Here is a 13,489-nt window from a genome sequence, read left to right as displayed (position 1 = left end):
AAAGGGGATCAAAATGCATCCACTTCAACATCCACTGTTTATTCAATACATCATCAATTTTAATTATGAGAAAGATTTTTTTGAATGCCACGAAGTAGGCGAAGAATATTGGAAGTCTATCGCTCCTAAAGATAAAATGCATCCCCTTACCGGCTGGATCCAGTTAGCAGTCGGCATGTATCATTGGCGCCGAAGCAATTATCCAGGGGCTTTGCGCTCTTTTATCAGAGCAAAAGTCAAATTGGCTGCTGGAGGCGTTTGGGTCGAAGGATTTGATCACGAAAAGCTGATTGGCATATTAACCGATTCGATTGAAGCTGTCACAGAACGCAAACCTTTTTACATCCAGGAAATCCCGGTTATTTCAGAGGAACTAAAAAAAGCCGTGGAATCTTATTGCACTGAACACCCTTTAACAGAACAGGACCCTTATTATTTGATGCATAAGCACAGGTTGCGCGACCGTACGTCCATTATCAGCTTGCGTGAACAAAAAAAAAGGCGGAACCTTTAGATCAAAGGCCGCCTTTTTTTACTGGGCATTTTTTTAGAAACGCTTCGGTTTCTTCTGTTGCAAGCATTTTCCGATCTTGCATGATATCTTGGATTTTATCCACCATTTCATGGCCGATTCCGTCTCCCCGGTGCGATGGGTTAACCGACAAATGATGGATCGTATAGGATTCTTCGCCAACTTCCACACCTAATAACCCGACAAAATCATCCCCTTTTTTCCAAAGGAACAATTGCCAATCTGGATTTTCTTCATAGATATGCATGGTTTGCTGCAGTTTTTTTAACTCTCGCTCTTTCGGCATGAATGACAACAGCCCCATAGCGATTTTCTCGAATGATTTTTTATATCTGAATAACATAATTAAATCCCTCATTTTCGTCTAAAAGCGGCTTTTCTCATACTACTATAGATCTCCTCAGAACTCAAGAGAGCATTATTTAGCCGCCAGTGACATTTTCTGCAAAAAAGACCCAGTAGACGACTCCCCAGGCAATTGCCATTGCAAACATAAAAAGCAGCAAAACTATATTGCCTTTTTTCATTTCTGAACAGCCTTCTGTGAGTAAGTTAGATCTTGTTTAACCAAATCATCATTCGTCTCACGTTTCACAACAAGCTGATGCACTCCCTCTTCAACAAACACTACAGCCGGACGCGCAATTCGGTTGTAATTGCTGGCCATCGCGTAGCCGTAAGCCCCTGTACAAAATACACTTAAAAGATCTCCAGGTTCAGCAGCTGGCAGATTTGCTTGCTCGATCAACTTGTCTCCCGATTCACAGCATTTCCCTGCAATTGTGTATTGTTCGGTCAGTTCTGCGTTAGCCTTATTGGCCAGTAAAGAGCTGTATTTTGCTCCGTACAAAGCAGGACGGATGTTATCCGACATTCCTCCATCAACTGCAGCATATTTGCGTGTTCCCGGCACTTCTTTCATCGATCCAATCGTATAAAGAGTTGTTCCAGCATCGCCAATCAATGAACGGCCAGGTTCTATCCAAATTTCTGGAATCGGGTATCCAGAAGCCTCAGAAGTCTTTTTAACAGTTTCAATCATCTGTCTTACGTAAACAGCTGGCTCAAGTGGTTCATCTTCTTCCGTATAGCGGATGCCGAAGCCTCCGCCAAGGTTCAATACCGGACATGTATAGCCGAATTCCTCTTTCCACCCCGCCATTTTTTGCAGCAGTTTTTCAGCAGCAAGCTGAAATGCGCCCGTATCGAAGATTTGGGAACCGATATGGCAATGAAGTCCCATCAATTTCAAATATTCATGGTTAAAAGTCTGCTGGAATGCATTGTCCGCTTGGCCATTCTTCAAGTCGAAACCAAATTTCGAGTCTTCCTGCCCGGTCGTGATGTAATCGTGTGTATGGGCTTCAATTCCAGGAGTCACACGCAACAGGATATTCATTGGTCGTTTGGACTGCTCTGAAAGTTTCTTTAATAAGTCGATTTCGTAGAAATTATCGACGACGATGCAGCCGATTCCGACTTCAAAGGCCATCTGCAATTCTTCCAAACTTTTGTTATTGCCATGGAAGTGAATTTTTTCTGCCGGGAATCCCGCTTTGATAGCTGTGTAAAGTTCTCCAGCAGAAACCACATCCAATGACAGGTTCTCTTCTGCTGCTACTTGGTAGATTGCAATGGTCGAAAAAGCTTTGCTGGCATAAGCGACTTGATAGCCGATTCCCGCTTCTTTAAAGGTTTGCTGAAAAGCTCTGGCGCGTTCCCGGAACAACTGAATATCATAGACGTATAAAGGTGTCCCATAAGTTTTAGCTAATTCTACTGAATCGGTGCCGCCAATCGTCAAATGGCCTTGCTCATTGATTGTTTGTGTGCCGTATAAATGCAATAAAAGCCCCTCCTGATCATATCTGTATGTGAAAAATCTTGCTGAGCAGCTACCCAGCAAGATTTTTTGTCAATCGGTTATCAAAGCTGAAATCAGTTTGATTTTTTCAACCGGTTCACTTGTATATTCGATACTATTATATATCATTTTAGAACATTCTGCGAGTTCTTCTGTATTTGAGTAAATTGTCGCGATCGACTCGCCAGCTTTGACGAAGTCTCCGACTTTTTTGTGAAGCACAATGCCAACCGCTAAATCAATTTCTGAATCTTTCGTTGCTCTGCCTGCACCCAGCACCATGGCTGCAGTTCCAATTTCATCTGCTTCCATGAATGAAATATAGCCTTCTTCTTTAGAAGGAACTTCTGTAACGAATTTAGCTTGTGGCAATAATGTGACATCATCCACCACCGCCGGATTGCCGCCTTGATCTTCAATAAATTGCTTGAAGATTTCCAAAGCCTGTCCATTTGCGATTACTTCTTCAAGCATACCGCGTGCTTCTTCGAGCGTTTCCGCCTTTCCGCCAACGACGACCATTTGGCTGCCGAGTACCATACACAATTCCGTCAAATCTTCTGGCCCTTTGCCTTGAAGCGTTTCTATCGCTTCTTTGACTTCCAACGCATTGCCGATGGCGAAGCCTAAAGGCTGGCTCATATCGGAAATGATGGCCATCGTTTTTCGGCCAGTGGCATTGCCAATGCCCACCATAGCGTGCGCCAATTCCTTGGCATCTTCCGGAGTCTTCATAAATGCACCTTCACCAATTTTCACATCCAGAACGATGGCATCGGCTCCAGCTGCGATTTTTTTGCTCATGATGGAGCTGGCAATCAAGGGAATGCTATTGACAGTACCCGTCACATCACGCAATGCATACAATTTTTTGTCTGCAGGCGTTAAATTGCCGCTTTGGCCGACAACAGCTAATTTATGGTCATTCACCTGCTTGATGAAATCCTCCGTTGAAAGTTCAATATGAAACCCTTCGATCGCTTCCAGTTTATCGATGGTTCCTCCGGTGTGGCCAAGTCCACGGCCGCTCATTTTTGCAACCGGAACGCCGCATGCAGCCACTAAGGGACCAAGAACCAAGGTAGTCGTGTCGCCAACACCACCTGTAGAATGCTTATCGACTTTTATGCCTTCGATTGCCGAAAGATCAATTTGGTCGCCTGATTCAGCCATCGCCAATGTTAAATCGGCACGTTCCCGTTCAGTCATATTTTGAAAATAAACAGCCATTAAGAAAGCGCTCATCTGGTAATCTTCAATATCTCCATTTGTATAGCCCGTAATGATAAACTTTATCTCTTCAGTCGATAACTCATTGCCGTCTCTTTTCTTTTCAATCAAATCTACCATTCTCATGAACACTACCGCCTTCTTAGTTTAATTTTAGATCAAGTTAACTTCTTATTACATCGTTATACAACCAGTTGCAATCATCCGTTTAAGCGGTTCAAAAAGCTTTTGCCGAATTTAGGTAAGGCTACTGAAAAGTTGTCAGCAATCGTAGCGCCGATATCCGAGAAGGTCTTTCCAGTTTCCAGTTGATCGCCTTTCGCGAAGCGTGGAGAGTAAGCCAAAAGTGGAACATATTCACGCGTATGATCCGTACCTGGGAATGTTGGATCATTGCCATGGTCGGCCGTGATGATCAATAGATCGTCTTGCTGCATCTTCTCCAAAACTTCAGGCAAACGAAGGTCAAATGCCTCCAGTGCGTCCCCATAACCTTTCGGATCTCTGCGATGGCCATAAAGTGCATCAAAGTCCACAAGGTTCAGGAAGCTTAATCCAATAAAATCTTCTCCTACAACTTGAACAAGTTTATCCATGCCATCCATATTATCTTTTGTGCGCAGAGCTTTTGTGACACCTGCACCATTGTAAATATCATCAATCTTCCCGATGGCGATGACGTCTTTTCCGCCATCCTTCAACTCGTTCATGACGGTCCGTTCAAATGGCGCCAAGGCATAGTCATGGCGGTTCGATGTCCGCTTGAAGGCTCCGGGCTGTCCCAGGAAAGGACGCGCTATGACGCGGCCAACCAGGTATTCCGGCTCCAATGTTAATTCGCGGGCAATTTCACAAATACGGTAAAGCTCTTCCAACGGAACGATTTCTTCGTGTGCAGCAATCTGCAGAACCGGATCAGCAGATGTGTAAACAATAATTGCTCCCGTCTCCATATGCTGCTGGCCAAGTTCATCCAAAATTTCAGTACCGCTTGCGGGTTTATTTCCCAAAACCTTGCGGCCAGTCTTTTCTTCCAGTTGCTTGATCAACTCTTCAGGGAAACCTTCCGGATAGACTTTGAAAGGCGTGTCGATATTCAAGCCCATGATTTCCCAATGGCCTGTCATGGTGTCTTTTCCGACTGAAGCTTCCTGCAATTTTCCGTAATAAGCTGCTGGCACTTCTTCAGCTGCAAGCCCTTTCACAGGAACGATGTTGGCAAGGCCTAATTTTTCCATGTTCGGCATATTGAGTCCGCCTACAGCTTCTGCAATATGGCCAAGTGTATCTGAACCTGTATCTCCAAAGGCTTCAGCGTCCGGCGCTTCGCCGATGCCAACTGAATCCAATACTACTAAATGAACGCGTTTGAATGGTTTGATTGTCATAAGTCTTCCTCCTTATTTTCGTTTTCATTTTACCACATTGCTTCCCCTTGTCGGAAGTCAGACCTCTTTTAAGCGCGTGGATGAAATTGTGAATAAACATCTTTTAAACGTGTTTTGCTGACATGTGTATAAATTTGAGTTGTAGAAATGTCCGCATGGCCCAACATTTCTTGCACTGCACGGATATCTGCCCCGTTTTCAAGCAAATGCGTAGCAAAAGAATGGCGCAGCGTGTGCGGTGTCAACTCTTTCTGAATTCCAGCTTTTTGCGCGTGTTGCTTGAGCAATTTCCAGAAGCCTTGGCGTGTAAGCCTTTTACCGCGCTGATTGATGAACATGGCATCCGTTTTCTCACCACTCTTCAACAAATCAATCCGTGCTCGTTCCAAATAAATTTGGCAAGATTTCAATGCTGATTTTCCTAAAGGAATAATCCGCTCTTTTCCACCTTTTCCGGTGCAGCGTACAAAACCCATCGTCAAATGGACATCTGCCACATCCAGATTGATGCACTCACTGACACGCATTCCGCTGGCATACAGTAATTCAAGCATGGCCTGATCTCGCAAGCCGTTTGCTTTATTGGTGGCGGGTGCTTGTATTAAAGCATCCACTTCTTCAATCGACAGGATATTCGGTAGCTTTTTGTCCATTTGGGGCATTTCCAGATGAACAGTAGGATCGGTTTCGACTATTCTTTCGCGAATCAGGAATTGGTGGAAAGAACGGATTGACGAAATATGCCGTGCTACCGTTCGTGATGTTTTTGTCGTTTCTTTCAAATGGCGCAAATGATTCAATATATGTACACGTTCGACTTTACTTAGAGATTCCAGCTGTTCCACTTTTTTTAGATATTGCAGATAGGCTTTCAGATCCCGTTCATATGACGATAACGTATTGTCCGCCAGCTGTCTTTCGACACGCAGAAAATGGATGTAATCGTCGAGTGCATCTTTGCCGAAATTCATGCGTCTACCTCCTTTTTGTGAATGGTCAATATCCTGATAGCACTTCCATTTTTCCATTAAAAAAGGACGGCCAGTTATGGGCCGTCCTTTTGGCATCAGTTATTCTGATGGGTTTTGGGAGCTGCTGTCATTGCAGCGCCAGCAGATGCCATGGAAAGTAAGACGGTGGTCTTTAATTTGGAAATTCCAACGTTTCTCAACTATATTCTCCACATCTTCCAATAGGTCTTCCTGTATTTCATCCACAGCTCCACATTCAAGGCAGACTAGGTGATGGTGAAAATGTGCTGCGCCTTCTTGACGCAAATCGTAACGCGACACGCCATCACCAAAATTTATTTTGTCGACAATTTTCAATTCTGTTAAAAGTTCTAATGTCCGGTATACAGTAGCCAATCCGATTTCCGGTGCGATGTCTTTCACTAAAAGATAGACGTCTTCTGCACTTAAATGGTCTTCTTCATGGTCTAACAAAACTCGAACTGTCGCTTCACGCTGTGGCGTCAATTTGTAACTCGCAGCGTGTAATTGCTTTTTAATCCGATCAATTCTGGTTTCCATGCGACGCCCTCCCTCAAACTGCCTTTATTATATCAAAAGGGAGTTCTCAATTACAACAATACTCTCTGTTCTTTAATTAGAATCGTTACAAAGTGATAACAGTTTCAATTCTCAATTGACATGCGCTGCTTTGCCCACAAAACAGCAAATGCAGTTTTTGCGTCATAGATTCTTTCATCTGTGACCATTTGTTCCGCTTCCTCGATCGACACTTCCATCAATTCTACAAATTCATCGTCGTCCAGGACAGCACCATTTGTCGCTTTGCTCAACCCTTCAGCCGCAAACAAATGCACGACTTCATCTGCAAATCCAGGCGAAGTGGCGAAAGTTTGTATTTTTACCAGCTTCTCCGCTGTATACCCTGTTTCTTCTTCCAACTCACGCATCGCGGTATATTCAGGAGCTTCCCCCGGCTCTAACTTCCCGGCAGGAATTTCTACGAGAGACCGCTCTAATGCTTTCCGGTATTGTTCGACCATAATAATTTTATTTTCCGGTGTAATGGCGATGATGGCAACGGCTCCTGGATGTTCAATCAGTTCCCGTTTCGATGTGTGTCCATTAGGAAGTGACACATCATCAACTTTCAAGTTGATAATCTTCCCCTCATATAGTCGATTGGAATGAATGGTCTTTTCTTCAAATTTTTTCATTGGAATCCTCTTTTCATTTGTGGTTTCTCTGAGGAAAAGTATACCATATTAGATACGACAGACTAAATGAGGTGGAGAAATGAAAAAAAGTTTATTAGGCAACAGTGGAATTGAGGTAAGTGAAATCGGTCTGGGCTGCATGTCGTTGCCGACAGATGCAGCAGAAGCAAGCTTAATTGTTGAAGAAGCAATTGCCCAGGGCATCAATTATTTCGATACTGCGGATTTGTATAATAAGGGCAGAAATGAAGAAGTGGTCGGAGAAGCATTAAAGCGCCGGCGCCAAGACATTGTTTTAGCTACCAAAGTAGGCAATCAATGGGATGTTGACACCGATGAGGTGAAATGGAATCCGACAAAAGCATATATTAAACAACAAATTCATTCGAGTTTAAAACGGCTGCAAACGGATTACATCGACTTGTACCAACTGCACGGAGGGATGATTTCTGACGATACCGAAGAAACCATCGATGCTTTTGAAGAGTTGAAAAAAGAAGGATTGATCCGTGCCTATGGCATCTCTTCGATCCGCCCCAATGTCATCAACCGGTTTTTGGACAAAAGTAATGTTGCCTCCATCATGATGCAATATAGTTTATTGGACCGACGTCCGGAAGAACTGCTGGATGTCATCGGCCAAGCCGGCAAGTCGGTGGTCACTCGAGGCACCTTGGCAAAAGGTTTATTGACAGGCGAAGGACTTCGACGGGCAGACAAAATGGATGGCTACTTAAACTATAGTTCCGCTGACTTGAAAGTTACCTTGGAGAAATTGTTGGAAATTCACGATAACTTACACGCCTTAGCATTGCAAAACGTACTGGAGCACGATACAATCGCCTCCGTTGTCGCAGGCGCCAGCTCGGCAGATCAAATCAAATCCACTATTAAAGCATATGAAACTCCAGTTACCTCCGAACAAATCAAAGAGGCAAAAGCGCTTACACGCCAGGATATTTATCAGGAGCACAGAGAGTAAAGTCTCTCACTGGATCCAAAATAGAATTTTAAAATCAAAGGCAGGGACGGCTCATGAAGAAGAGCAGCCCCTGCCTTTTATGCATTTCTCAATTCATTTACCTATTCTATAAAACAAAATCAATTTTTATTTTTTATCGGGCCTTCAACCACAATCTTACCAATAGTCTTCCCTGTCAGTAAATTTTCGTAAGCCTCTGTTAATGTTAACGGGCTTAGAGGGGACAATTTTTTCGTCATGGTCGAACGAATCTTCCCACTATCCACCCAATTAGCCAGTTGCATCAAAATAAGATGCTGAGAAGCCATATCTTCTGTCTGAAACACAGAACGTGTGTACATCAGTTCGTAAACAAAAGTGACAGATTTCAAAAAAAGTTGAGGATGCAGCGGTTTTTGCGCTGGCAAGATCGAGCAGATTTTACCTTGTGGCAGGATATTTGTCGCCATGCTCTCCATATGATCATCCACATTTGTTAAACAAAAAATATAATGCATTCCTCGAATCCCCAATTCAGCTAATTGCGGTTCAAATGCTTCATGATGATTGATAACATGATCTGCTCCATGATCCAGTGCCCACTCTCTGGATTCTTTGCGGGATGCCGTCCCAACAACCGTAAGTCCTGCCAGTTTAGCAATTTGTGTTGCAATTGATCCTACGCCTCCGGCTGCTCCGACGATCAGGATCACCTTTTCTTTATTGTCAGCTGCTTCTCTTGATACCCCAAGCCGGTCAAAAAGCGCTTCAGAAGCTGTAAGACTTGTTAAAGGCAATGCGGCAGCTTCAGAAAAACCGATTCTTTTTGGCTTTTTCCCAACAATCCGTTCATCAACCAACTGAACTTCACTTAAACTGCCTGGAATATTGCTCGTTCCTGCATAAAAAACTTCATCGCCTACCTTGAATAAACTGCAGTCTTCACCCACTTCTAATACGACCCCAGAAGCATCACGGCCAACAATGGTTAAGGATGGATCATCTTGAGATTTAGCATCCCGGGTCCGTAAATCTGTCGGATTGACCGAGATGGCACGCACTTCAATCAGGAGATTTCTCCCCGTCGCTTTTGGTCTATCAATTTCAACAGCCTCGAAATTTGGTGCTGCTGTTTTCGAACCTGGTTTATAGAATCCTAATGCTGTCATTTTCTCCTGGCTCAAATCTAATCGCCTCATTTCTAGAAATTAATAAATAGAAATTGAATCAGTACTCATTGTAACCGTCTATCTGTTCTGATTCAAAACCTCTGCTTTTATATTTCTCAAATTTTTTTTGTGGCTTTCGGTTTACAAAGCGTGTGTCTAAAGGCTATAAGCTAAATGACACACAAATGATTATTAAATATTCTAAAAATATGGAAAATTAAGTTGTTTTTTATTTTTTTTTTGGTATTATGAATAAATAGGTTCAACAATAATGTTTATAAAGAATATTATTACCTACGCCACTAGTCTATTATGCTTATTTCTCAAGGGAACTTGGGAGTTTTCATAAATGACAAGTAAGGCCCACCAAAGGAGGACAAAAGATGATAAAGAAAATTTTCACCACTACCGCCGCTGTAGCTTTAGTATTAACAGGTGCTTTGACTCCAATGGCGGCAAGCAGCCTCGAGGAACCTACAAACGTTAAACCGGCAGACTATGCGACAAATGTCAGTTTAACCCCTACGCTGGAGGCTCTAGTTAAAGATTCGACAGGAGCAGACATTAAAACGGTTGATTTCAAAAAAGGATTTACATACGATTTTGCTGGCAGCAACAGCATATCCGGTTTTGTAAATGACTCGGCTGATAATCCAATCTCTGTCCCGATCCAAACAAACGCTGCACCTCTAACAAAAGAGCAGATGGATGCTATGGCCGCTAACGATGGCAAGACAGCCGTGACTAAAAGCAGCAACGGCTTTCCTTCCCAGCGCTTCGTAGTTGATGTATCGAAGGATTTGGCTGCAGGCAATGTGATTGAACTCTACTGGGAAGGTAAAACGCTATCGACTGGTTTAGCAAACTTATCTGCTTGGGATTATAAAGCTGGAAACTGGGTAGCTTTAAGCCAAACTCAGGGAAATGCGAATAACGATAAGATTGTCCTATCCGCCGAAATTGAAATTGAAAGATTCGTCAAAGATGGCAAAGTCCAGGCAATGGTTCACGATTCTGGTACGGTTACAGATTCTAAAGACAAAGATTTTTCTATGGTATGGTTTACCGATACCCAATATTATGCACAGGATTACCCTGAAGTCTGGACTTCCATGACTGATTGGATGATTGAAGAGTATAAAAAAGGAAGTTACGAATACGCCATGCATACCGGCGACCTAGTCAACGAAGTACTTGATGAGGCTCAGTGGAAAGTTGCCGATGAAAACATGAATCGACTGGACGAAGCCAATATCCCATATGGTGTACTGGCAGGAAACCATGATGTCGTCATTGATAAGCTTAACAAGACCTATGATTACACAATTTTCGCTAGATATGCTGGAATCGATCGTTTCAAAGACAAGCCATGGTTTGGTGAAGCGATGAATGATGAGAACCAAAACCACTATGACTTGTTCTCATTCGGTGATCATGACTTCATTTTCCTTTACCTTGGTTTTGGCAGAGACGGATCAGCCGAAACTGTCGCTTGGGCAAATAAAGTTCTGAAAGAGCATTCGAACCGCAACGCTATTGTCGGCATGCATGAAAACATCAACTCGCTGGCTCAATACGTGACTGATGAGGCTCGAGTTGTAAGCAGAGAAATTGTCAATCCAAATGAAAACGTCAAGATGGTACTCAGTGGACACCATCATGGTGCAAACTATCGAGTGAAACAAATAAAAAATGAAGACGGCTCAGATCGCGAAGTATTGGAAGTTTTGGCAAATCATCAGGGAAATACCGCTCCTGACCGCGGACAAGGGTATCTGAAGATGCTGACATTCGATCCAACTGACGAAACATTGGATTTTGTGTCTTACTCCCCTTATCTTAACGATTATGATTTTGATCAATTCGAGCAAGCAAAAGAAAGCTTCACAGCAAACTTCGATTTAGCCGATGTAAAAGCTAAAGAAAATCCAAGACAAATCGAAACAGATTACATGGCAGTGAATGTCTATACCAATCAATTGATAGGTCAAGATAAAGATTTGAAATCCGGCGAGACCGCTTCTGCCGTATGGAAAGGCCTTAGCAAAAACACCACATATCACTGGTACATGAACATGACGAATAGTGCCGGTGAAAGCGACAAGTCGCCAATTTATCAATTTACGACAGGATCAACAGAACCGGAACCAACTCCGGACCCTGATCCAGTTCCAAGCACTCCAACGTTCCCAGATGTGACACCTGAAAAGCCAGATTGGGCTTACGATGCAATTGAGCGGATGGCAGCGAAAGGCGTGATCGAAGGGCATTCAGACGGCACCTTCAAGTGGAGAGATGGGATTCAGCGTATGCACGTTGCTCTTATGTTCGACCGTGCCCTAACATTAGAGAACAAATTGCCGTTTAAAGCTTTCATCGATGTTCCCAAATCGCATGTGTATTTCGACCAAATTACTGCAACTCAACGTGCTGGAATTTTCGAAGGCTACAACAATCTATTTAATCCGAAAAGCAAGCTGACTCGCCAAGAAATGGCAAAGGTTTTGGTGACAGCATTTGAAATTAAAGCGGATGGTTCTCACAAATTCCCGGACGTCGACAAAAACGGATGGTCTGATCCATTTATCGACGCGCTCTATGCCGCTGGAATCACAGTCGGTTCCCCTGATGGAAAATTCAATCCAACAGCGGATGTAACAAGAGCAGAATTCGCTGTCTTTATGGACAGAGCATTGGAATACGACGAGAAACACTAATCTTTGGAAAAAGAGCCTGCAACTGCAGGCTTTTTTTCTTGTTGTTTTTTTATGAGATAACAATTTTTTAACAGCAACTGGCACAACTAAACCGTTAAAAACCCTATAATGGAATTAATAAAAATAAGTTTAGAGTCTTTTTGTGCTAAGGAGGCAGACCCGCTATGATCACCCGTCAAACAGTCATTTCACTTGGTCTTTCTCAATTGGTCTGCTGGGGGATTTCTTATTACCTCATAGCGGCTTTCGGTGTACAAATTGCCGAAGATTTGGATTGGAGCGAAGCCAGTGTCTTTGGCGGATTTTCAGCCGCTCTGTTAATCATGGCTTTTACCTCACCTCTTACCGGCCGCTTAATCGATCGGCACGGCGGCAGGGTTGTTATGACTGTCGGTTCTGTTCTACTGGCACTGGGCTGTGGCGGAATCGCCGTTTCTTATTCTATTGGTGTATATTATGCCTCTTGGATGCTCTTAGGATTTGCAATGCGCTTAAGCCTCTATGATGCCGCTTTTGCTACGCTGGCGCGTATAGGCGGCGTACATGCAAAGCGTCCAATCTCTCAAATCACCCTATTAGGCGGATTGGCCTCCAGCGTTTTCTGGCCGATTGGTTTCTTTTTAGGGGAAACCTTTGGTTGGCGGGCAGCTCTCTTGATTTATGCTGGCTTCGCCCTATTGACCATTCCTCTTCATCTATCGCTTCCCAGAGGCCGATTTGAAGAACATCAAAAATCTGAAACTATTGAAATGTCCTTATTACTTCCGGCTGCCACAACAATCAAGGAACAGCGAATCGCCGGCAGCTTATACGCATTCATTTTTACGCTTTTGAACTTTTTGAATTCTGCCATGTCAACACACATGATCACCATTCTGGCAGGCCTTGGTCTTACGGCCGCTCTTTCGGTATGGATTTCAACTCTTCGCGGAATCGGCCAATCCTTTGCCCGTGTCTGCGAAGTGCTATTTGGTGCTCGCCTTCATCCAACTTCATTAACAATTTTAGCTTCTGCCTTGTTGCCTTTGGGCTTTATCGGCGGACTGTTCAGTGGTCAGTTTCTCACAGCGGCTTTGCTATTTGCATTTCTTTTTGGAGCTGGCAATGGGCTGATGACCATTACTAGAGGAACACTGCCGTTGGTTTTATTTGACCATAACACCTATGGAACACTTGTTGGGAAACTATTGGTGCCCGGTTTTCTATTGTCGGCTGTTTCACCCATCATTTATACGTACGTCATCAGCCATTTTGGCGAACAATCCGCTCTTTCGCTCTCACTTTTGTTAGCTTTTATTATTTTCATTCTCTCTCTGGTATTAAAAACGAGATATGGGGCAACTAAAGTCAACGAGTTTTAACAGCCACAGCTTCTTTTTCCGAAACAAAAACAACCAACTCATTTTTAATTGAGTTGGTTGTTTGGGGTTAAGACAAAGC

General features: G+C 43.5%; 12 protein-coding genes. 4 read left to right on the top strand and 8 right to left on the bottom strand.

Translation table 11 applies throughout. The features are described 5' to 3' along the window. Positions 1-13 precede the first annotated feature (13 nt). Positions 14-514: a DUF309 domain-containing protein gene (locus FQV26_RS07175; protein WP_146556749.1), complete on the top strand. Its 501-nt coding sequence runs from the start codon at positions 14-16 to the stop codon at positions 512-514. Between the two features lies 1 nt (position 515). Here the strand turns inward: FQV26_RS07175 and FQV26_RS07170 are convergent, their stop codons facing one another. The 7 genes from FQV26_RS07170 to FQV26_RS07140 form a co-directional block, all read right to left on the bottom strand. Continuing rightward, the gene (locus FQV26_RS07170) at positions 516-875 is read right to left on the bottom strand and encodes a GNAT family N-acetyltransferase (protein WP_146556747.1); all 360 of its coding nucleotides are present in this window, start codon (positions 873-875) and stop codon (positions 516-518) included. A 180-nt stretch (positions 876-1,055) separates the two neighbouring features. Then, positions 1,056-2,378, bottom strand: a complete 1,323-nt coding sequence (lysA, locus tag FQV26_RS07165; protein ID WP_146556745.1) for a diaminopimelate decarboxylase — start codon at positions 2,376-2,378, stop codon at positions 1,056-1,058. A 69-nt stretch (positions 2,379-2,447) separates the two neighbouring features. After that, a complete protein-coding gene (locus FQV26_RS07160; protein ID WP_146556743.1) occupies positions 2,448-3,752 on the bottom strand; it encodes a pyrimidine-nucleoside phosphorylase in 1,305 nt (434 codons plus the stop codon). Between the two features lie 74 nt (positions 3,753-3,826). Further along, the gene (gene deoB, locus FQV26_RS07155; protein WP_146556742.1) at positions 3,827-5,014 is read right to left on the bottom strand and encodes a phosphopentomutase; all 1,188 of its coding nucleotides are present in this window, start codon (positions 5,012-5,014) and stop codon (positions 3,827-3,829) included. Between the two features lie 68 nt (positions 5,015-5,082). Further along, positions 5,083-5,985, bottom strand: a complete 903-nt coding sequence (xerD, locus tag FQV26_RS07150) for a site-specific tyrosine recombinase XerD (protein ID WP_146556740.1) — start codon at positions 5,983-5,985, stop codon at positions 5,083-5,085. 99 nt (positions 5,986-6,084) lie between these two features. Next, a complete protein-coding gene (fur, locus tag FQV26_RS07145) occupies positions 6,085-6,546 on the bottom strand; it encodes a ferric iron uptake transcriptional regulator (RefSeq protein ID WP_006829823.1) in 462 nt (153 codons plus the stop codon). A gap of 104 nt (positions 6,547-6,650) precedes the next feature. Next, positions 6,651-7,202, bottom strand: coding sequence for an NUDIX domain-containing protein (locus FQV26_RS07140; protein WP_146556738.1), 552 nt, complete (start codon positions 7,200-7,202; stop codon positions 6,651-6,653). 79 nt (positions 7,203-7,281) lie between these two features. Between FQV26_RS07140 and FQV26_RS07135 the strand changes: the two genes are divergently transcribed. Beyond that, entirely contained in the window at positions 7,282-8,184 is a 903-nt protein-coding gene (locus tag FQV26_RS07135; protein WP_146556736.1) for an aldo/keto reductase, read from the top strand. Between the two features lie 119 nt (positions 8,185-8,303). Here the strand turns inward: FQV26_RS07135 and FQV26_RS07130 are convergent, their stop codons facing one another. Continuing rightward, the gene (locus tag FQV26_RS07130; protein WP_261384272.1) at positions 8,304-9,347 is read right to left on the bottom strand and encodes a zinc-binding alcohol dehydrogenase family protein; all 1,044 of its coding nucleotides are present in this window, start codon (positions 9,345-9,347) and stop codon (positions 8,304-8,306) included. 368 nt (positions 9,348-9,715) lie between these two features. Between FQV26_RS07130 and FQV26_RS07125 the strand changes: the two genes are divergently transcribed. Together FQV26_RS07125 and FQV26_RS07120 are read left to right on the top strand one after the other, a co-directional pair. Continuing rightward, complete coding sequence (locus FQV26_RS07125; RefSeq protein WP_146556732.1) at positions 9,716-12,049, top strand: S-layer homology domain-containing protein; 2,334 nt, start codon at positions 9,716-9,718, stop codon at positions 12,047-12,049. Positions 12,050-12,213: 164 nt separating this feature from the next. Beyond that, positions 12,214-13,410 carry an MFS transporter gene (locus tag FQV26_RS07120; protein ID WP_146556730.1) on the top strand — a complete coding sequence of 399 codons (1,197 nt, stop codon included), beginning with the start codon at positions 12,214-12,216 and terminating at the stop codon, positions 13,408-13,410. The last annotated feature ends 79 nt before the right edge of the window (positions 13,411-13,489 follow it).

It is taken from the genome of Planococcus sp. CPCC 101016, from assembly GCF_007859295.1.
GTDB lineage: Bacteria > Bacillota > Bacilli > Bacillales_A > Planococcaceae > Planococcus.
Note: the sequence above shows the minus strand (reverse complement) of the source record. Positions and strands in the feature narration are given on the sequence as shown.